This window comes from Bifidobacterium catulorum (assembly GCF_003129925.1).
Classification (GTDB): domain Bacteria; phylum Actinomycetota; class Actinomycetes; order Actinomycetales; family Bifidobacteriaceae; genus Galliscardovia; species Galliscardovia catulorum.
Genome location: NZ_QFFN01000004.1, coordinates 106,666 through 128,595 on the forward strand (window position 1 = coordinate 106,666; position 21,930 = coordinate 128,595).

A 21,930-nucleotide genomic window follows, 5' to 3' on the forward strand; every position below is an offset into this window, starting at 1 on the left:
GTCCATGGCTCCGCGCCGCCGCCGCATATTCATATGCGTCTGCGCGGCCATATGCATGGTCGTGCTGTGCGTCGTCGCCGGCATACGGCCGGTCTGGGCCATGGACGGCGACACGGACGCCGGCGTCGTGAACGCCGCGTCCTCCGATACGACGACATCGGCGAAAGGCGTGAGCCTGCGTATCGAAGACAATACGAGCACGACCATCAATGGCAAGGACGATTACACCGCCGTCATCTCCATCACGAACAACACGGGCGAAAAACTGTCGTCGGGCAATCTCCGCATCCTCACCGACCCCCATTTCTCCTTCGACTCCAGCGAACTCATGCAGGCGTGGGCCGACAAGGACTACGACAACATCAGCCCCGTATTGCGGTGGATGGACGTCTCCCTGGGATCGACGAAGGTCGACGGGATCGACAACGGCGACACGAAAACGGTGATCGTGCATTCGTCGGCCGACAGCGACGCCATGAGGGAATTCACCTCATGGGGGCCGAAACCGATAAACATCGTCTACACGGAGGGTTCGGACGACACCGAACTGGCGTCGGTCCACTCGTTCGTCACCCGCACGAGGGACGGACTGTCCGACCAGGCCACACCGAACCTGAACATGGTCATCGCAATGCCGTTGACCACCTCGCAGTGGAAGACCGACGGAGAATCCATATCGAAGCTGCTCACGCACGCAGGCGGCGACGCCGACGCCTCACGCGTGACGGTCACGTCCATCAGCGACGCCGCCGCGAACGGGCAGAAGACGTTGACCGGCGTATTGCGTAAACACCGGTCCATACAGGTGATCGGCGATCCGGGATATCTGCAGACGTTCGAGACCTCGCCCACGGTGACGGCCATCATGCAGCCGTATGGATTCGATCTGGCGTATCAGGCGCAGACGTCCTCGCAATACGATTGGGAATCCGCCGGTCTGACGCCGTCACAATGGAACGCGGCCAGCGGTGCCGACATGTACCGCACGGCCGTAGGCGACGACAAGGGATCATCCCCCACCGCGATCGCATGGCAGAGCCGCGCGGCATGGACGACGGATTCGCTGATCGCCGCACGACAGCAGGGATATTCGGCCGTCGTGGCGGAATCCGGTTACGATCCGGACACGCCCGACGCGGTGCACACCTCGAAGATGGTCGTGCCCACGAAAGCCGGCGACGTCACCGTGCTCAACACGCAGAAGGAGCTGTCCGTCCTGGCGCAGGGCAGCGCCACGTCCACGAACGCCACCGCGGAGAACACGGAATCCGGGCGTCTGGCCCGGTTCGTGGCGCAAAGCGCCTTCTATCAGCGCGAAGCGCCGTACGAGTCGCGCACACTGCTCGTCTCGCTCGGCCAATCACCGGACGCGACGTCGGTCGACACGCTCGTCTCCAAGCTGGAATCATGCTCCTGGCTGAAGCTCGACGGATTGTCCAGCCTGCTCAAGGCCCAGCCGTACGTATCGTCCGACGAGGCCGCGGAACGCTCGAAATCCGTGAAGAAGCTCAGCGGTGGCGACGCCGACGAATTCGCGACGCATATCAGATCTCTGGCGAATGCACGCGCCGGCATCCATCGGTTCGCGACGTCGGTCGTCGCGACCGACCGTCAGAACACCGGCGACGGCGTCAAAACGAACACGTCCGCGCACTGGATGCAGTCGGTGGACAACGCCTATCTCGATCTGGCCATCAAATCGTTCAGCCCGTTCACCGTGCAGAACTCCATCATGACAAGGGCGGCACGGCAGCTCAACAGCGGACTGTACGCAGGCATCTCCGTCGCGAAGCCGGATTCCATCAACATCGTCAGCCAAAGCGCCAAGATGCCCATCACCATCGCGAACGACCACCCGTATCCGGTGCACATCCGGTTCACGGCGAACACCACATCCGACCAGATCACCGCCTCGGCGGATGACACCGACGTGGTGGTGCTCCCCCATGCCGAGGTGCAGGCCACGGTGGACGTGCATATCATCAGCTCCGGGTCGACGAACGTCGTCATCCAGCTGCAGGACCGCGACGGCAGGACGTTCGGCGCGTCCACATCCGCCCATGTGACCAGCGTGCTGCAGATCAATGACTGGAGCGGCTATGCGATCCTCGCATTGGCCGTCCTCCTCGGCGCCCTCGGACTATGGCGTCAATTCCATCGCATAAAGGATCCCGACGAATGAGCAATTCCGTAGGACGCAATTCGCTGATCATGGCCATCGGCACGGCGGCATCCCGCGTCACCGGCCAGATCCGCTCCATTCTCCTCGCTGCGGCCATCGGCACGACCGGCATCGCCGCGAACGCCTACCAGACCGGTTCGATGATTCCGCAGGTCATCTTTACGCTGGTGTCGGGCGGCATCTTCAACGCCGTGCTCGTGCCGCAGATCGTGCGCACGCTTAAGCACAAGGACGCGAACGAACGGCTCAGCAAGCTCATCACCGTGTCCATCACGCTGCTGCTCGGCATCACGGCCGTGATGATGCTGCTCACCCCGCTGGTCACGCGGCTGTATGTGAACCCCAACTGGGCACCCGAGCAGCGGGCGCTGGCGAATGCGTTCACACTGTGGTGCATGCCGCAGATCTTCTTCTACGGACTGTATCTGCTGCTCGGCCAGATCCTGGCGGCGAAGGGACGGTTCGCCACGTATGCATGGAGCTCCGTGTTCGCGAACATCATCAGCTGCGCAGGCTTCATCATGTTCATCATGCTGTTCGGCAACGCGGCCATGCAGCCGATGGACTTCTGGACCACCGACAAGGTGATGCTCACCGCCGGCACCTGGACGTTGGGTGTGGCGTTCCAGGCGCTGGTGCTGTTCATCCCCCTGCTGCGCATCGGGCTGAAGTACCGCATCCGCTGGGGGCTGCACGGCATCGGTCTGCGCTCCATGGGCAAGGTGGCCGTATGGAGTCTGGCGTTGACGGTGCTGAACCTCGTCATCGGCATGGTCACGTCGCAGATCAACACGGGCGCCCCCCACGCGGGGCACGATCTGCTGGGCATCGCCGGCAACGGCTCGTATCAATATGCGTATTCGCTGTACATCCTGCCGTATTCGCTGATCGCCGTGTCCATCACGACGGCCGTGTTCCCCAAACTGTCGCGGGCCATCAGCGACGACGACATCGACACGGCGCGCGCCGACCTCAGCTCGTCGCTGCGCAGCGTGGGACTGATGATGATGTTCTTCTCGGCGGCGCTCATCGCCATGCCGGTGCCGATCATCCGGGCGCTGCTGCCGTCTGTGAACGTGCATGACGCGCTGCTGATCGCCGGACCATTGATCGGACTGTCGGTGGGCCTGGTGTTCATCAGCGATTTCCTGCTCATCCAGCGCACGTTCTATGCGTATGAGGACGGCAAGAGTCCGTTCATGTGCGCGCTGCTCAACAACACGGTGCAGCTGGCGTTCCTGATTCCGGCGATCATGCTGCTGCCGCCGCGCATGTGGGCGATGCTGGTGGGACTGTCTCTCAGCATCGCCTACATCGTCACGCTGCCGTTCATCTTCCTGCTGCTGCGTAAACGCATGGGCGGCAGACTCGACGGCCGGCGCATCACCGTCATGCATCTCAAGGCGCTGGTGGCCGCCGTGGTGGCCGGCATCGTATGCAAGGCGTTGTCGAACCCGCTGATGTCGGTGCTGGGCGTGTCCGTCGGGCCGGTCGACGGACATATGAGCTGGGTGGATTCAGTCATCATCTGCATGGTGCTGACCGTGGCGATCGCGCTGGTGTATGCGCTGCTGCTGGTGGTGCTGCGCGTCACGGAATTCACCGACCTGATCCATGCGGCGTCGGCCAAGCTGCTGAGGCGCGGTGGCGCTCCTGCCGCGGGCACCGAAACCGCCGGGCACGAGGCCGAGCATGAATCCGGTCAAGGGGCCGGTCAAGAGGCCGGTCAAGAGGTCAAGCATGAGGCGGCCCAGACTCCGGATCCTGCCGAACAGGATGTCCACGACGACACCCATACCGAGGTGATTGAACCATTGTCCGAACCGTCTGGCGAGGACGGCGGGGCCTCCGGCGCAAGTGTGGCGGATTCGTCGGCAGTTGCCGGGCGGCACGCGTCGTCGGTCACTCCCGCCTATAGAATATCTACAGCCGATATCCCCACGCGAACAATATTTGCATATGAGAAGAGCGACACCATGAAGCCTGGACTTGGAGACACCCTGATCGACCGCTACACGCTGGTGCAGAGCCTACGCGAGGAGCCGGGACTGCACGTGTGGCGAGCCAACGACAGCGCCATGGCCAAGGACTGCCAGCTGTTCCTCATCACCGACGCCGTCGTGGCCAAGAACGCGAACGAGATCGCCTCCTCGCTGGCGTTGACGCATAACCCCCGATTCACGCCAATCCAGCAGCTGCGCAGCGAGGAGGGGTCCTGCCTCATCGTCACCGACCTCGACCCGGGCATCTCGCTGGTGCGGTACATCGCACATAATTCGGGCAAGAAGAACCATTCCCTGAGCGTGGAGGCCATTCGCACGATCGTGGGCGAGACCGCGGAGGCGGCGAAGTCGCTGCGCGAGGTCGGTCTGAACCATCGTGCGATCGGCGCGGACGTAATCCGGTTGACGTCGCAGAACGTCACACTCGCCGACGCCGCCATTTCGTCGGCGTTGACGGCGCCGCTGCTCGACCCGAAGGAGAATCCCGATGCGGAGGCCGTGACGATCCGCCAGCTCGCCGGTGTGCTGTTCGAGGCTGTGACCGGCCATCCGTATGACCCGGCGGCCCATGTGTCGCCCAACGCACTGCCCGAGGATACGCCCGAGGAGTTCCGCATCCTGTGCACGCGCGGTCTCGGTATGCATCATCCGAAGGGTCGCAGGCCCGTGCCGATCAGCACGCTGAACGAGTTCGAGGCGCTGCTGGGCACGTGGACGCCGATGGAGCGGCTCAAGTCGACGGATATCACCATCGCCTCGCACTCGTCTACCCAGTCGGCGCAACTCGTGGCCGTGGCCCCGACGAAGCAGGAGAACCTCGTGCCGATTCCCGCCTCGTTCCTCACCGTCTCCAACAAGCCGGAGCTGGCGCAGGAGCCGGCGAGCAACGCGTGGAGCGCGAACCAGCTGCTGTTCGCCGCGCATCAGGGCGTGGACGAGGTCAACCCGGACGAGTTCGCCGCGGACTACTTCGGTTCGCAGTCCGGTCAGGTGCCGCTGCCGGGCAAGGAGTTCTCGTCGAAGCCAACGCTGGGTCTCGACGTCTCTTCCATTCGTCATTCGGCGACCACCGGCCGTCAGAACGCGGTGACGGGGGCCGCCGGCAATCCCGGTCCGGTGCCCATGCCGTCCGGCGACGCCGGTGCCGTCCCCGCCCCTTCGATACCACCGCAGATGTCGTCCAACGACGCCGGGGAGAAGACCATCGTCATGGAGCCGCTTCCGGCCGGTTTCGAGCCGCAGATGCCGGTGAACCCGCCGTCGTATTCGCCCACCGGCAACGTGCAGGACTATGTCGCCCAAAGCGACGCCCACGAGGCGGAGAGCAACCCGGCCGATGCACGCAAGCGGCGTTCGCATCGGCTCGTGGCGATCATCGTCACGGCCGTGGTGCTCGCCGCCGTGTTCGCAGGTGCCGCACTCGGCCTGGGATTGTTCTCGCCGAAGAGCGATCGGGGAGACAAGACCGTGTGGCCGTCGATCGACACGTCGAACGTGGGAGGATGGCCGCAGGGCGGCGCATCCTCCTCTCCGGCCGCGTCGAAGACCACCACGACCCCCACGGCAACGCCGACCCCGTCGAACACGACCGCGTATGAGACCTCGCAGCAGACGTACATCAGCGACAACGGCCAGGGAGGCCGCGGCTGGTATATCCGACTGACGTCCGCGCAGGATGTGAGCCGGTTGGAGATCTCCATCCGGCAGTCCGGCGGCAAGGCGGCCGTGTACGCGGGTGCCACCAGCGCGAACCCGACCGGAGGCACCAAGGTCGCCGAGTTCTCGTTCGCAGCCGGCGGCACCACCGAGGTGAAGCTGCAGAAGGCGGTGAAGGCGCAGGATCTGGTCATCTGGGTTCCGACCGACACCACGCCCGAAGGCGGCCTCTACTTCAATTCCGTTCAGGTGTTCTGAATACTTCGTGTTCTGAATTCCCCGTGTTCTGAATACCCTGCGTCCTCAATACCCCGTATTCTAAACACCCTGTATACCGAATACTCTGCGTACCGAACACCCCACGTACCGAATCATCGGCCATCCGGATTCCGCTCACGGCTACACCGCTCGTTGTACTGTGAAACCATGACTGATCAGCTTATTCATGACGCCATCATCATCGGTTCCGGCCCGGCGGGATACACCGCCGCCATCTACCTCGGCCGCGCGGGGTATCGTCCCTTGGTCATCACCGGGGCGCTGACACCCGGCGGCCAGCTCGTCAATACCACGGAAGTGGAGAATTTCCCCGGATTTCCCGACGGCATCCTTGGTCCGGACCTCATGGACCGTATGAGCGCACAGGCGAAGAAGTTCGGCGCCGAACTCGTGCAGGACGACGTCGTCTCCGTTGATTTCAGCGGCGACATCAAAACCATGCGCACCGATTCCGGAAAGGAATACCAGGCGCGTGCGGTGATCGTGGCGACCGGATCCGAACCCCGCAAGCTCGGCGTGCCCGGGGAAAGGGAGTATTCCGGCAGAGGCGTCTCCTACTGCGCCACCTGTGACGGGTTCTTCTTCCGCAACAAGCCGATCGTCGTTGTCGGCGGCGGTGACTCGGCCATGGAGGAGGCGGATTTCCTTTCTCGCTTCGGCTCGTCCGTCACCATCGTTCATCGTCGAGACACGTTCCGCGCCTCCCGCATCATGGTGGACCGCGTGAAGCAGAACCCGAAGATCGAATTCGCCATGAACGCCGTGGTGTCGGCGATCCGCGGGGACGACAAGGGCGGTGCCGCCGAAGTGGAGCTGACCGACACCGTCACCGGTGACATCAGAACGATTCCCGCCAATGGCGTGTTCGTTGCCATCGGACATATCCCCCAGACCGATTTCCTTGGAGGAGCCTTGGAGAGGAACGAGGACGGCACCCTACGTGTTGACGGATCGTCCACACGAACGTCGATCGACGGCGTCTTCGCTGCCGGAGACAATGCCGATTCCGTCTACCGGCAGGCCATCTCCGCGGCCGGCATGGGATGCCGTGCCGCCCTCGACGCCCAAGCGTATCTCGTTTCACAGGACGCATAGTCGACCGGATTGTTTCACGTGAAACACCATGAAACACATGGATGCTCGCCCTATGTTTCACGTGAAACATTAAAAACGAATGCCGTTGTTTCACGTGAAACAACGGCATTCTCATATCATACGCGGGAATGATCATACCCATCCGTCGGGGTTTGACGTCGATGACCTCTCCTCCCCCAGCAAAGCGACGATGCGGTTGAAGTCCTCTTCCGACGCGAAGCTGATTTCGATGCGTCCCCGCTTGGCAGTGCCCTTGATGGCGACCTTCGTGTCGAAACGGTTCTCCAACGTATGCACAGCCGGCGAATTCGCCCAGATATCCGGCTTCTTCGCTCGCTTCTTCTTTTCAGCACGCTTCGGCGACGCCAACGAGACAATCTCCTCCGTGGCGCGGACGGACAATCCTTCGGCGATGATCCGATCGGCGAGCTTCTCCATATCCTCGGTAGTGGGAAGACTCAGCAACGCGCGCGCATGTCCCGCGCTGAGCACCCCGGCAGAGACCTTCTTCTGCACGCCGGACGGCAGTTGCAGCAGTCGCAGCGTGTTGGCGATCTGCGGTCGGGATTTCGACACCGACTTGGACAGCTGCTCCTGCGTCAGACCAAATTCGTCAAGCATCTGCTGATAGGCCGCCGCCTCCTCCAACGGGTTCAACGCCACGCGATGCAGGTTCTCCAACAAGGCGTCGCGCAGCATGTCGTCGTCGGCGGTCGTCTTCACGATGGCGGGAATGACGTTCAGCCCGGCACGGCGAGTGGCGCGCCAACGACGCTCACCCATGATGAGCTCGTAATGCACCAATCTGCCGCTCTCCTCGGCCCGCTGCACGCGCTTACGCACGACGATGGGCTGGAGCACGCCGACTTCCTTGATGGAGCGCGACAGCTCCTCCAGTTCGTCCTCGCTGAACACGTGACGGGGCTGATGGTCGTTCGGCACGATATCGTCGATGTCGAGTTCGGCGAGATATCCTCCGGCGACCGGCTGCATCTGCTCATCGGCGGATTCGCTCGTCTTGGCGTCCGATTGCGCGGCGGTCTTCATGGCTGCCGGCTGCGGCCGGCTGCCGGTCGGCGTGGTGAAGTCGGCTGCGGACTTCACCGGCGCCGTCGATCCCGTGTCTCCGGATGTTGCTGCGTCCTCTCCCCCGAAGAACATGTCGCTTGGATGCAGGGATTCCTTCAGGGACGGCATGTTGGGACGTTTGCTCTTCCGTGATTTCGCATGTGCGGCATCGGAAGGCGTATCGCGAGACGAGGCAGCCGCAGACGAGGCAGACTCGGATGAGGCATGTCCGGCCGCGCCGGAGTCCTTGTTCCCCTCGGCGTCGGACTTCGATGCCGAGAGCCTGTCCTTGGTATCATCCGCCGACGTGCCGGCGTTTCGACGGATGTCCCGAGCTTCCTCGGAGGATGAGACCGGCGCGGAGTCGGCGACTTCCTTCTCCTCGTTCTCCCCCGGCAGCGTGGGGAACAATGCCCCGAGCCCCTTGCCCAAACGACGTGAACGCGTTGCCATGATCAGTCCCCGCTCTTCTGGGCGCTCTTCTGCGCCGAAATGGTCTTCAACACATGCTCGGATCGTTTGGCGATCTCCAAGGCGGCCTCACGATATGAAATGGCGCCGGCACCGTTCGAATCATACGCGATGGCGGTCTTGCCGAAACTCGGCGCCTCGGCGATCTTGACCGAACGCGGAATCGTGGTGTCGAGCACGATGTCGGGATAATGCTTCTTCACCTCGTCATAGACATCCTGGCTCAGGATGGTGCGACGGTCGAACATCGTGACCAGCATGGTCGAGATGATGAGGTGCTTGTTCAGCGTCTGCTGCACCAGCCCTATGGTCTTCATGAGCTGGCCGAGTCCCTCAAGCGCGTAGTATTCGGCCTGAATGGGAATCATCACCTCATGTGCGGCGCACAGCGCGTTCAGCACGATCAGCCCGAGACTTGGGGCGCAGTCGATGAACACGTAATCGTAATGCTCCCCCGTCTCATGGAGATAGTCGGCGATGCTGTCGCGCAGCAGCATGGTACGGTCCTCGATGCCGGCGATCTCCAGCTCGGCGCCGCTGAGGTCGATGGTGGACGGTATGACGTCGAGATTCGGGAAATCCTCGCATGTACGGCGGACCTCGCCGATGGTCATGCGCCCTTCCAGCACGTCGTATACGGACGGGCTGCCGGACGAATGTTCCACGTTAAACGCGGTCGAGGCATTCCCCTGCGGATCCATGTCGATGACCAGCACGTGTGCGCCGGCCTCGGCAAGCGCGGCGGAGATGTTCACCACCGTCGTCGTCTTGCCGACGCCGCCCTTCTGATTCGCCACGGCGATAACACGCATAGTGGAGGGCTTAGGATAGGTCTCTTCTTCGAGATGTTGACGACGCTCGGTCAGTTCAACAATCTGAGCTCCCAATCCAGAAGACGACCCGAATATGCGGTTGAGTACCTCGGAAGCGGACTCAATGACATCGCCACGACCATTATCGGATGATGTTTCACGTGAAACATTGGCCATGGTTCACCTTTCTTCTGTGTTGTAACTAGTAGTCTATTTTCACCCTTGCACATCGATATCGCAAGCTCCCACGCCATTGTGGACGAATGTGGATTGATGTGGATAACCTTGTGGATAAGTTATCCACAATCCACATTTTGCCTCATTTTCCGTTAGTGCCAGACTTGATAAAAACGTTGAAATTTCAACGTTTTCAAACCATCATATTCAAACACCCCAGGACGCCGAAGTTATCCACAATCCATCCACAGGCCATGTGGATAACTTACGAAACGCCATATCTAGTGACTGCAATGAGGGCTTGTTCCCATATATAGTGGCCTAGCGAAACAAAGGGCTGTTTTCACGTGGAACAAAAGGCCTTTCCCGCGTTCCACGTGAAACATCGCCTACATCAGCCATCCTTCCGAGGACGGTCGCCCGGAGGCCACGCCCATCGGATGTGGAAAAACGACGATGACGAAGTCGGACTCCGAAACGGAGCCCCACGGACCTACCTCTTATCGACCAGTACGACGTGGGTGGGTTCGAGCCCATCCGCCACGGGAGCCTCGACCGCGCGAGGATTGACACCCTTGGCACGCAGGATGAGCTTCATGCCTTTGTCGATCTCGGCCTGCGCGCTTTTGCCCTTCAACGCCACGAGACGTCCTCCCGAACGCAGCAACGGCATGGTGAAGCCCGCGAGCTTGCGCATCGGCGCCACCGCACGGCACGTCACCACATCGAATCCGTCCCCGGGTTTGGGGGCGTCCTCGGCGCGGGCGTGCACAATCGTCACGTTCTTCAGTCCGAGTTCAACGACGACCTCGCTCAGCCAGTCCACACGCCGCTCCATCGGCTCGATGAGCGAGACCTTCACCTGCGGCAGGCAGGCGGCCACGATCACACCGGGGAATCCTCCCCCACTGCCGACGTCGGCGATGCGTCCCGTCGCTCCGGCCCTGTCCTTCATACCGGTTCCTGGCGCGCCCAACGCCTCCAGGATGAACGGGATGACTGCGGCAGAATTCAGGATGTGCCGCTCCCAGAGGATATCGACGTCACGCGGGCCGATCAGTCCGCGCGGCTCCCCCTCCCGTTCAAGTTTGGCGTGGAATATCGTCAATGGCTCCGCGGCCGGCCCAAGCACCTCGGCGATGAGCGGGGAACCATCAAGCTGGTCTGTCATATACGCACCTCTATCCTCTCGTACTGGCAATCGTGCATACGTCCATTGTCGGTCACTTGTCGATATCGCCGCAACACGACGACTTCATCCTCGTCTTGCGGCGAATTCGACGGCCGGCATCTTCCATGGAAACAGAAAGGGCCAGCCCCATCGGACTGGCCCTGTGAAGCGTGACGTCACTCCTCGGAGTAATCGCCGCTGCTATCCGAATCGAAATCATCCGCCTCGACGGCATCCGAAGCGGTGTCCGCATCATCGACGACGGCCTTGGCCTTGCGGTAGACGGTGACGTAGCGATGAGGCTCCTCGCCGTGGGAACGGGACTTCAGACCCTCCTCGCGGACGACGTCGTGCACGATCTTGCGTTCGAACGAGTTCATCGGATCCAGGGACACCGGCTCGCCGGTCTCGCGAACCTCGTCAATGGCGTCGAGCGCCATGTTCCTCAGCCGCTGGCGCTTGCGCTTGAGGAACCCGCCGACGTCGACGATCAGATGCGAACGCTCGCCGGTCTTCTGCTGCACGGCAAGACGGGTCAGCTGCTGCAGGGCGTCCACGACCTCGCCGTTGCGTCCGATGAGATGCTTGATGTCGGTGTCGTCGTCCGCAACGATCTGCACCACCGGACGATTGTTCCGGATACCCATTTCGATGTCGCCTTCATAGTCGGCGATGTCCAACAGACCCTCAAGATAGTCGGCCGCGATATCAGCTTCCTCGTTGAGCTGATCGATCGTCCTCTCATCCGCTTGAGACATTGAAACTCCTTACAAATCACACAATACCGACAAGTGTAATCGCACCGCCCCCGCAACACCAGAACGAACACGCGTCGGAACATGGGAAAGTACGTAGTTTCGACGCGTGTCGTCGTGGCGTGTCGTAGTGGGAACCGCCCGTCGGTAGACGAGGGTCAGCGCTTCTTCCTGGCCTTGTTCTTCCTGCGGTTCGGCTGCTGACGCTGATGTCCTTTCTCGGCGCGTTCGGCCTCGGCCGCGCGGGCCTTGGCGAGCGCCTCCTCCTCGATGGTGGGCAGGCCCTTGCGTTCACGACGGGCCTCCTCGCGCTTGCGCACGCGGCGGGCGCGGGTCTCGGCGGCCGGCGAACCCGGCGTCGGCATGTGCTCGACCTGCCAGATCGTGCGGATGAGGTTGCACATGTTGTTGGTGAGCCAGTACAGCAGCACGCCGAACGGGAACGTGGCGCCGGAGAAGATGTACATGAGCGGGAAGATGAACATCATCGACCGCTGCATGGTGTACTGCTGCCCCTGCTTGGACTCCGGGGGCAGGTTGCGGCGCAGATTGTAGTACTGCTGCACGAACATGAGCCCGCACATCAGAGCGATGAAGACGCCGATGGTGATGCGCTGGTCGGCCGCGGAGGTGGAGAACATGCTGGCGAGCGACACGTTGAACACGTGCGTGGCCTCGAAGTCCTTGGCCACCTCGACGGTGAACGCGCCGTACGGCGCCTTGACGCCGCGCGCCACATAGCTCACGGACGAGAGCACGTAGAACATGGTCATGAAGATCGGCGACTGGATGAGCATCGGCAGGCAGGAGCCGGCCGGGTTGGCGCCCATGTCCTGGTAGAGCTTCATGGTCTCGCGCTGCATGGCCTCGCGGCTGGCGGGATCGTTCTTCCCCTTGTACTTGGCCTGGATGTGCTGCAGCTTCGGCTGGATCGCCTGCATCTTCTGCATGGACTTCATCTGCCGCACGAAGATCGGCAGGATGCACAGATGCACGAAGATCACGAGCATGACGATGGACATCCACCATGCGGCGCCCGGCCCGTCCTTGAACCCGATGAGGGTCAGCGCCTTGTGGAAGATGACCAGCAGATGGGTCATCAGCCATTCGATGGGGTACAGGATCTTGTAGAAGAACGCGAAGAAGCTGGCGTTATCCAGATAGAACACGTTCTGATTCAACGGCGTCATGGATTTGCCTCCTTGATGGGTTTCGACGGAGCGTAGGGAACGGAGGCATCATGGTTATCGCCGCTGACGCTATGCTCCGTTGATGTCTCTTCGTGATACAGCGGCGTCAGCCGAGGCTCCTCATGGGCCTTGGACCACGAAAAACGATAGAATATGGAAAATCGCCGTGGAACGTCGTCTATTCCCCCGATGCTCCACGGTCGACAACGCAGCAGCCTGAGCGTGGCGAGGACGCCGCCCCGGAACGCTCCGAAACGACGGATCGCGGTGACGGCATAGTGCGAGCAGGAGGGATAGTATTTGCAGCATGGGCCGAACAACGGCGATATCCTGCGCTGATACCAGCGTATCGCCCCAATCATCGCCCCGGCCATGATGCTCATGACCTGGTCTCGCCCCCTGGGTTGATTCCATGGGGACGCCCCGATGGAGCCGTCTCCCCTTTCGCCGCCCGATGGGCCACGCGTGCGAACAGCGTCTCCACCTGCCGGTCGAGCGAAGCGAACTCCGTCCCGGGGGTGGATGGCTTGGCGCGCATGATCACGTCGCATGAGTCCGGCAGCAGCGATTCGTGCTGCCGGGCCAATACGCGGAAGCGGCGCTTGACGGCGTTCCTGGTCACCGCGTTACCTACCGCCTTGGATACGGCCAGTCCGAGGCGTCGCTTCGGCCCCGGGCCTACGACGCCTGTCCCCGCTCCATCGGATCCGTCCTGCGGACGAACATGAAAATGGACCACAAGATCCTTGCTGGATACTTTGGCCCTGGTTTTCAATACGCCGACGAAGTCGCGATGGCTTTTCAGCCGTTCCACTTCAGTAACCGATGATTCTCTGGTCTGCGGTTTACCGACTAATGTTGCGTTGCCGTCGAAAAAGTCTCAGGCGGAAAGAACCTTGCGGCCCTTGTTGCGGCGGCGGTTGATGAGCGCGCGGCCGGAACGGGTACGCATGCGAGTGCGGAATCCGTGCTTCATGTGGCGACGACGGTTGTTCGGCTGGAATGTCCTCTTCATAATATTTGCTCCCGGTGTTTTTGGCCGTGCTAACGCGCGGCTCCTCATGAGTCAAGCTGTTCTAGAGTACACGCCCCGCCGTACGTAGTCAAACCGCAGGCAACCCTACGGCCATGGAACATTCACAAAGTTATTCACCTTTTCCACATTTATCCACAATGCCCATTGTGGATAACTTGGGCGATTGCGGAAAAACGTTGATTTCCCAACGATAATCAGGGAAAAGTTATCCACAAATCACACCCGTGTTATCCACAAACTACAGGTATGTTATTCACAATTCAGTGTTTTCAACACGCGAGCTTGTGGATAACTCGTTTTGAAGGGCGTATAAAAGTGTATCTGAATCGAAATCGACGGGAAGGAGAGACCGATGGTCCGGAACGATGCCACCTCGCCGGCAGCAGATGCGTCCCGTATCTGGACCCTGGCGTGCAGCAGCCTGCGGCATGACGACAGCCTCAGCGCGCGCGATATCAGCTGCATAGAGGATATTACCCCCGTCAGCGTATTCGATTCCATGATCGTATTGAACGCGTCGAACGAGTTCACTCGCAAGACCATAGAGAGCAAGGACATCATCCTCCAGGCCCTGCAGGCGGCCAACGGAGGCGTCCCGCTCACGCCGCTCATCAAGATCGATGCGCCCCGTGCGCCGAGGCCCGAACCGGCGGAGCAGGAGCAGGAGGCCCCGGCGAGGACCGAACCCACGCCGGCGAAGCAGGAGAACGCCACGGCGCCGCAGCACAGGACGCAGCATACCGACGCAGACCGCGGCCGCGACGACTCGCGCGGCAGGGGGCAGAAGGCCTCCGACCGTCCGAAACCCCGCCCGCAGACCCGGAGGAAGCCGTTCGTCGACGCCCCCGCAGGGGGAAAGTTCGTGCAGCAGAAACTGGACGACTTCGCGGACGTTCCCGTGACAGGGCCGGCCGGGGAACGTGCCATCCCCATCCCCGGGGTCCCCGTGGGCGGTCAGAAGGTGGCGAGGGACGAGGAGACCCATCTCAACCGCAACGCCACGTTCTCCACCTTCGTACCCGGCGATTCCAACCGTTTCGTACGCACCGTGGCCATGACCGTGGCCGAGGCGCCGGGCCGTTCGTTCAACCCGCTGTGTGTGTATGGCGGCTCCGGCCTGGGCAAGACCCATCTGCTCAACGCCATCGGCAACTACGCGCTGAGCGAGAACTCCGCGCTGAAGGTGCGGTACGTGAACTCCGAGGAGTTCACCAACGAGTTCATCGAATCACTGCAGAGCGAGGCGCAGTCGAACAGCCTGATGGCCGAGTTCAACCGCCGCTACCGCGAGGTCGACGTGCTGCTCATCGACGACATCCAGTTCCTCGGCGGCAAGGAGGCGACGCTTGAGCAGTTCTTCCACACGTTCAACACGCTGCACGACGCCAACAAGCAGATCGTCATCGCGTCCGACGTGGCGCCGAAGAAGCTCAAGGGCTTCGAGGAACGTCTGATATCGCGCTTCGAGTCGGGGCTGTCTGTGGAGGTCAAGCCGCCGAATGTGGAGACCCGCATCGCGATCCTGCGGATGAAGGCGCAGATCACCAATCTGGAGGTCGACGACGACGTGCTCGGGCTCATCGCCGAGCAGGTCACCGACAACGTCCGCGAGCTGGAGGGCGCACTCACCCGCGTCAGCGCCATGGCGAGCCTCAACCACCAGCCGATCACGCGGATGCTGGCCGAGCAGACGCTGCAGGACTTCTTCACCACCGAGGTGGAGATCAAGCCGACGGACATCATCACCCAAGTGGCCGCGTACTTCCAGCTGTCGTTCGACGATCTTGTCGGTCCGTGGAGGGCCAAGAACGTCGCTCTGGCCAGGCAGATCGCCATGTACATGACGCGCGAGCTCACCAGCCTTTCCCTCGTCGACATCGGCGAGATCTTCGGTGGACGCGACCATTCCACCGTCATGCACGCCTATAAGAAGATCCAGGCCGGCATGGCGCAGAAACGTGAGGTCTACAACTACGTCAACGAGCTGACGGGCCGCATCAAGAAGCACACCAACCCGGGGGTATAAACATCGTATGTGGGCTTGCTGGGCTCCACTTTCATTAGACTCCATGTTTTGGGGATTACATTTTTCAACACGCCGAAGGCGGAGATTTTTTCATCAAGTTATCCACATAGTTTTCCACTTCATCGCGAAAACCCTGTGCATAACCGCCCGTTTTTATGTGGATAACTCGGGGATAAGCCGTGGAAAAATCACTTGAAAATGTTGAAAAGTCAAGGGTTCCGTGCAAATGTGGAAAACCGGCCTACTTATCCACATGCAGTCCCGGAGTTTTCCACAAGAACAGTGATGTGGAAAACTTTGCAATCATTGAGATATCGTAAGTTTTCCACATATCCACATCGCTTATTATGACGATTACTTGTTTATATACTTCAGATGATAATCCTCATGACAAGCACCGGTGCACAAACCTGGGGATAGTTATCCCCGGCCCCATGCACAGCACATACAATGAAGTCAGATTCAACAATCCCCATTCAAAACCAATGATCAGAGGACAACAGCAATGAAGGCAGAAATCGATTCCGCAGCGCTCGCCGACGCAGTGGCGTGGACATCCCGTGTCATCCCCGCCCGACCTACGACACCGATTCTTTCGGGCGTGAAGCTTGAAGCGATCGACGGAACCCTACAGCTTTCCGCATTCGACTACGAAGTCTCGGCCCGTCACCATATCGAGGCCGGCGTCGACGAACCGGGAACGGCGGTGGTCCTCGGCAAACTCCTCGCCGACATCGCCAAAAGCCTTCCCGGCGACAAGGCGTATCTAAGCACTGAAGGCTCCAAGCTCATCGTCTCGTCCGGGAAATCGTCGTTCTCGCTGCAGCTCATGCCCGAGACCGAATACCCGGAGCTTCCCGTCGTGCCGACGAAGCTCGGCCAGGTCGACGCCGACACCTTCGCCCACGCCATCGGTCAGGCGTCGGTGGCCGTCTCCCGCGAGGAGAGCCGCCCGGTGCTGACCGGCGTGAAGATGCAGTTCACCGGGGACAAGGTCGTGATGACTGCGACCGACCGCTTCCGCCTCTCCCGCGCAAGCTTCACCTGGACCCCGCAGGATCCGGAGCTCGACACCGTCGCGCTCGTGCGCGGCGCGCTGCTCAGGGACGTCGCCCGGTCGCTCAACACCAGCCAGAACATCGTGCTCGACTTCGACACCGAAAAGCCCATGCTCATGGGCTTCGAGAACGCCGGCCGCACGTCCACCGCGCAGCTCATCGACGGCGAGTTCCCGGCCGTCGACCGTCTGTTCGCCGACGAGTATCCGATCCATGCCGTGCTCGACAGGCAGGGCCTGCTGGATTCGATCCGCCGCATGGCCATCGTCGCCGAACGCAACGCCCCCATCCGCATGGTGTTCTCCGGAGACGAGGTGGTGCTCTCCGCGGGGGCCGCCGACGAGTCGCAGGCCACGGAATCGCTGCCGGTCGACATGGATGGCGACGACATCACCGTCGCCTTCAATCCGAACTATCTCATCGAGGGGCTTTCGGCCATCGCCGAGCCGTACGTCCGCATGAAGATGACCACCGCGGTCAAGGCCGTCGAATTCAACGGGCAGCAGGAGTCCGATTCCGAGGAGTCCCTCGACTACCGCTATCTCCTTGTCCCGATGCGCTTCACCGACTGATCCAGCCGGAGGGATAGAGGGGTTTACCACGACGGCGATGGTATGCGTACCATCGCCGTATACGGAAAAAAGCATGGTTGTGCAGTTGGTTATGCAGTGAGGATGCAGGTTCACGATGTTCGTTTCCCGATTGGCGTTGGACGACTTCCGGTCATGGCATCGGCTCGTCGTCGATTTCCGTCCCGGGCTGAACGTGCTGTTCGGCGCGAACGGGCTGGGCAAGACGAACATCGTGGAGGCCCTTGAGGTGCTGTCCACAGGCTCCAGCCACCGCGCAGCCTCGTCCGTGCCGCTCGTCCGCGCGCACGAATCCAGGGCGACCATCCGCGCCAACGTGGAGGACGACGGCGCCACGACGCTGTATGAGGTGACGATTCCCGTGCGCGGATCGAACCGTGCGCGGATCAACTCGGGCAAATCGCTGTACATGCGTGACGTGGTGGGCCGGGTCCCCTCCGTGCTCTTCTCCCCCGAGGACCAGCGTCTCGTGTCCGCCGATCCGGCCGGAAGAAGGTCGTTCCTCAATCAGGCGGCAAGTCAGCTTACGTTGGACTATTACGACGCGCTGCAGCGCTTCAATCAGACCGCACGGCAGCGTTCCGCCCTGCTGCGCCAGCTCAGCCAGCGACGGATGGCCGGAGAGCCGGTCGACGTCGCGCTGAGCGGATTGGAGATCTGGACCGGACAGTTCATCGAATCCGGCATGGCGGTCACCCGGATGCGCGCCCACGTCATAGAACGGCTGGGCGCGCCGTTCTCGCGTATCTACGGCGAGCTTGCCGGCGAGGGGCAGTCCGCCCGTCTCGCCTATGCGCCGTCGTTCGACGAGGTGATGCATGCAGGGGATGGCGCAGACGATGCCGCCGCCGACATGCAGATTCATGCGGCGATCAGCCGGCATTTCCAGCGCATCTACCCGGGCGAGGTGGCCCGCGCGCAGAACCTCATCGGTCCCCACCGCGACGACGTCATCGTGGAGCTCAACGGGCTGCCCGCACGCGAGTACGCGTCCAACGGCGAGATGTGGACGCTGGCGCTGGCGCTGAAGATGGCGCTGTTCGAACTGCTTCGCGACACCCGAGGCGACGAACCACTGCTCATCCTCGACGACGTATTCGCGCAGCTCGACGAATCCCGGCGCTGGCAGATCGTGGACTTCGCACGCCGGCAGGGCCAGGTGCTCATCACCATGGCCGCCGCCACCGACATGCCGGAGGGGCTCGACGCACACCGCATCGATGTTGGACGGCTGAAGGACGGCGGCGATGCGGACGGCGATGGCGTGGATGCGCGGATGGCGGCGCTGGTCGCCACCGCGGCCGGGAGAAGGAACGCGTGAGCGGGAACGGCGCCTCCCCGTCGCAGGGCAGTCGAGCGCCCATTGCGGAACGGCTGCGCCTCGACCCCCGCAAGCTTGAAACGGCCGTGTTCGAACGGTACACCAACCGTGCCGCCGGCATCGCCAAGCGTCGGGAACGCTCGCGGCAGGCATGGTTGAACTTCGGCAAACCCGGACGCGACCCCAGTCCGTTCGGGGCCGTGGTCGCCGGCATCGCCGAGGAGGGCAACTGGAAGCCGCATCTCATGATCGCCCAGCTCGGGCGGCACTGGGACCAGGTTGTCGGTTCCGGCATCGCGCAGCACTCCCGTGTGGCGTCGTACCGCGACGGCGTGCTCACCATCCGCGCCGAATCGACGATCTGGGCCACCCAGCTGACCTACATGATCCCCCAGATGCAGCGGAAGATCGCCGAACGGCTGCCGGGGATGCCACTCGACCGCATCATCGTCACCGGACCGCGTTCCGGCACGTTCAAGCATGGCGCCAACGACCGCGCCACCGGCCAGTGGCGGCCCAGGGGCCGGTACTGATTAGGTGGTCCGTACGTAAAACTGGGAACTTGGCAGATCCGTTCATAAAGGGACGAAAAACAGCCGGTTCGTGACCGAATCTACCAAGTTACAGTTTTGGTGACCGGTTCGACCAAGTTTCCGAGGCCCGTCCCTTTCATGCGCAAGTCTTGCGTAGAGCGGCTCAGGACGGCATAATGTCCCTGTTGGCTAGTACCCTATAGTCAGCATTAAAAGCGCGCGGAAGGCCCCATATTTCGAGATTTTGGGCATGGCACCTTGAAAAAAAGCCTTGCAGGACGTCTGAAACGCCGGTTTGCGCCTCCGCGACGCCAGGGCTAGTTGGAAAGGACAGTTGGTGACAGACCAGACCCAGAATCCGCCCGAATCCATATCACCTGAATCCCGCAACGACGATTCCGTGAACGACGACCGGCTTGAGGATGCCCAGCTTGACGACTCGCTCGCGCCGAAGCACTACGACGCCAGCGACCTCAAGGTGCTCGAAGGCCTTGAGGCCGTGCGCATCCGACCGGGCATGTACATCGGATCGACCGGTCCGCGGGGCCTGCATCATCTCGTCTACGAGATCGTCGACAACTCCGTCGACGAGGCGCTCGCCGGCTATGCGACGCATATCGAGGTGACGATCCTGCCGGACAACGGCATCCGCGTGGTCGACGACGGACGAGGCATCCCCGTCGACATCGTGCCGGGCGAAGGCATCTCCGGCGTCGAGACCGTGATGACCAAGCTGCACGCCGGCGGCAAGTTCGGCGGCGGCGGATACGCGGTCTCAGGCGGCCTGCACGGCGTGGGCATCTCCGTGGTGAACGCGCTCTCCACCCGCGTGGACGTGGAGGTGCGGCGCCAGGGGTTCCACTGGGCGCAGACCTACATCGACCAGAAGCCGCAGGGCAGGCTCATGCAGGGCGAGCCGATGGGCGCCGACGAGCACACCGGCACGTCCGTGACGTTCTGGGCCGACCCGGCGATCTTCGAGACCACCGAATACGACTTCGAGACGCTGCGCTCGCGCTTCCAGCAGATGGCGTTCCTCAACAAGGGGCTGAGGATCTCCCTCACCGACCTGCGCCACGAGGACGAGGCGGGCGACGAGGTGGCGGGCGACGACTCGGACGCCGCGGAGCCCCGGCACCAGACCGTGACCTACCGGTACGCCAACGGCATCCGCGACTACGTGGAATACCTCGTGAAGGCCAAGAAGGCCGCGCCCGTCGTCGACGACATCATCGACATCGAGGCTGAGGACCTCAAGCTCGGCATCTCCGCCGAGATCGCCATGCAATGGACCGGCGCGTACTCCGAATCCGTGCACACGTTCGCCAACACCATCTCCACCACCGAGGGAGGCACCCACGAGGAGGGCTTCCGCGCGGCGCTCACCGGCCTGGTGAACCGCTACGCCCGGGAGAAGAACATCCTCAAGGACAAGGACGAGAACCTCTCCGGCGACGACGTACGCGAGGGCCTGACCGCCGTCATCTCCGTGAAGCTCACCACCCCGCAGTTCGAAGGCCAGACGAAGACCAAGCTCGGCAACTCCGAGGCCAAGACCTTCGTGCAGCGCGTGATGACCGAGAAGATGACCGACTGGTTCGGCGAGCATCCGAAGGAAGCCAAGCTCATCGTGCAGAAGGGCATCGAGGCGTCCCGCGCCCGCATCGCCGCCAAGAAGGCGCGCGAATCCACGCGCCGCAAGTCGATCTTCGAGACGGCCGGCATGCCCGACAAGCTCAAGGACTGCCAGTCGAGCAACCCCGAGGAATGCGAGCTGTTCATCGTGGAGGGCGACTCCGCAGGCGGCTCCGCCATCCAGGGCCGCAACCCGGAGACGCAGGCCATCCTGCCGCTCCGAGGCAAGATCCTCAACACGGAACGCGCATCCATCGACCGCATCATGAAGTCCGACACCATCGAATCGCTGATCACCGCGGTGGGCGGCGGCTACGGCGAGGACTTCGACATCTCCAAGGTGCGGTACCACAAGGTCATCATCATGGCCGACGCCGATGTGGACGGCGCCCACATCGCCACGCTGAACCTGACGCTGTTCTTCCGCTACATGCGGCCGATGATCACCGCCGGATACGTGTACGTGGCCATGCCGCCGCTGTACCGTCTCAAATGGACGCGAGGCGACCACGACTACGTGTACACCGACGCCGAGCGCGACGAGAAGCTCGCCGCGGGCAAGGCCGCCGGCCGGCAGCTGCCCAAGGGCGAGGGAATCCAGCGCTACAAGGGTCTGGGCGAGATGACGTACCAGGAGCTGTGGGAGACGACCATGGACCCCACGCACCGCATCCTCAAGCAGATCCACATCGAGGACGCGGCCGCCGCGGACGAGACGTTCTCCATGCTGATGGGCGACGACGTGGAGCCCCGCCGCCTCTTCATCCAGCGCAACGCCAAGGACGTCCGTTTCATCGACGCGTGAGCGGAGATGAGCAGATGGCACTGTATCGACGCGTGACCCCATCCAAGAGCCCCCTCTGACGAGGGGG

The 21,930-nt window shown here is 62.2% G+C and carries 16 protein-coding genes; 8 read left to right on the plus strand and 8 right to left on the minus strand.

Annotated elements, in window-relative coordinates; all coding sequences use genetic code 11:
• The first annotated feature begins 4 nt into the window (after positions 1–4).
• The 3 genes from DF200_RS03035 to trxB all read left to right on the plus strand — a co-directional run bounded on the left by DF200_RS03035 (position 5) and on the right by trxB (position 7,215).
• Positions 5–2,182 carry a DUF6049 family protein gene (locus DF200_RS03035; RefSeq protein ID WP_109136818.1) on the plus strand — a complete coding sequence of 726 codons (2,178 nt, stop codon included), beginning with the start codon at positions 5–7 and terminating at the stop codon, positions 2,180–2,182.
• On the plus strand, positions 2,179–6,099 hold the full coding sequence (locus tag DF200_RS10985) for a murein biosynthesis integral membrane protein MurJ (protein ID WP_206603404.1): 3,921 nt from the start codon (positions 2,179–2,181) through the stop codon (positions 6,097–6,099). Before DF200_RS03035 ends, DF200_RS10985 begins: the two co-directional genes overlap by 4 nt.
• A gap of 168 nt (positions 6,100–6,267) precedes the next feature.
• Positions 6,268–7,215 (plus strand): thioredoxin-disulfide reductase, encoded by a 948-nt coding sequence (gene trxB, locus DF200_RS03045; RefSeq protein WP_109136819.1) that lies wholly within the window; start codon positions 6,268–6,270, stop codon positions 7,213–7,215.
• Between the two features lie 132 nt (positions 7,216–7,347).
• Here the strand turns inward: trxB and DF200_RS03050 are convergent, their stop codons facing one another.
• From DF200_RS03050 to rpmH, 8 genes are all read right to left on the minus strand, one after another.
• Positions 7,348–8,736 carry a ParB/RepB/Spo0J family partition protein gene (locus tag DF200_RS03050; protein ID WP_109136820.1) on the minus strand — a complete coding sequence of 463 codons (1,389 nt, stop codon included), beginning with the start codon at positions 8,734–8,736 and terminating at the stop codon, positions 7,348–7,350.
• A gap of 2 nt (positions 8,737–8,738) precedes the next feature.
• Positions 8,739–9,743 (minus strand): ParA family protein, encoded by a 1,005-nt coding sequence (locus tag DF200_RS03055; protein WP_109136821.1) that lies wholly within the window; start codon positions 9,741–9,743, stop codon positions 8,739–8,741.
• 493 nt (positions 9,744–10,236) lie between these two features.
• A complete protein-coding gene (rsmG, locus tag DF200_RS03060; protein WP_109136822.1) occupies positions 10,237–10,914 on the minus strand; it encodes a 16S rRNA (guanine(527)-N(7))-methyltransferase RsmG in 678 nt (225 codons plus the stop codon).
• Between the two features lie 176 nt (positions 10,915–11,090).
• Positions 11,091–11,672 carry a Jag family protein gene (locus tag DF200_RS03065; RefSeq protein WP_109136823.1) on the minus strand — a complete coding sequence of 194 codons (582 nt, stop codon included), beginning with the start codon at positions 11,670–11,672 and terminating at the stop codon, positions 11,091–11,093.
• 155 nt (positions 11,673–11,827) lie between these two features.
• Positions 11,828–12,859, minus strand: coding sequence for a membrane protein insertase YidC (gene yidC / locus DF200_RS03070; RefSeq protein WP_109136824.1), 1,032 nt, complete (start codon positions 12,857–12,859; stop codon positions 11,828–11,830).
• Positions 12,856–13,242, minus strand: coding sequence for a membrane protein insertion efficiency factor YidD (gene yidD / locus DF200_RS03075; protein ID WP_109136825.1), 387 nt, complete (start codon positions 13,240–13,242; stop codon positions 12,856–12,858). Before yidD ends, yidC begins: the two co-directional genes overlap by 4 nt.
• Positions 13,239–13,673 (minus strand): ribonuclease P protein component, encoded by a 435-nt coding sequence (gene rnpA / locus DF200_RS03080; RefSeq protein ID WP_109136826.1) that lies wholly within the window; start codon positions 13,671–13,673, stop codon positions 13,239–13,241. The genes yidD and rnpA overlap by 4 nt, the downstream gene beginning before the upstream one ends.
• 66 nt (positions 13,674–13,739) lie before the next feature.
• The gene (rpmH, locus tag DF200_RS03085) at positions 13,740–13,874 is read right to left on the minus strand and encodes a 50S ribosomal protein L34 (protein WP_109136827.1); all 135 of its coding nucleotides are present in this window, start codon (positions 13,872–13,874) and stop codon (positions 13,740–13,742) included.
• Between the two features lie 373 nt (positions 13,875–14,247).
• Between rpmH and dnaA the strand changes: the two genes are divergently transcribed.
• From dnaA to gyrB, 5 genes are all read left to right on the plus strand, one after another.
• A complete protein-coding gene (dnaA, locus tag DF200_RS03090; protein ID WP_109136828.1) occupies positions 14,248–15,921 on the plus strand; it encodes a chromosomal replication initiator protein DnaA in 1,674 nt (557 codons plus the stop codon).
• A gap of 505 nt (positions 15,922–16,426) precedes the next feature.
• Positions 16,427–17,551 (plus strand): DNA polymerase III subunit beta, encoded by a 1,125-nt coding sequence (dnaN, locus tag DF200_RS03095; protein ID WP_109136829.1) that lies wholly within the window; start codon positions 16,427–16,429, stop codon positions 17,549–17,551.
• Between the two features lie 115 nt (positions 17,552–17,666).
• Positions 17,667–18,890 (plus strand): DNA replication/repair protein RecF, encoded by a 1,224-nt coding sequence (recF, locus tag DF200_RS03100; RefSeq protein WP_109136830.1) that lies wholly within the window; start codon positions 17,667–17,669, stop codon positions 18,888–18,890.
• Entirely contained in the window at positions 18,887–19,423 is a 537-nt protein-coding gene (locus DF200_RS03105) for a DciA family protein (protein WP_109136831.1), read from the plus strand. Before recF ends, DF200_RS03105 begins: the two co-directional genes overlap by 4 nt.
• 370 nt (positions 19,424–19,793) lie before the next feature.
• Entirely contained in the window at positions 19,794–21,863 is a 2,070-nt protein-coding gene (gene gyrB / locus DF200_RS03110) for a DNA topoisomerase (ATP-hydrolyzing) subunit B (RefSeq protein ID WP_277724805.1), read from the plus strand.
• The last annotated feature ends 67 nt before the right edge of the window (positions 21,864–21,930 follow it).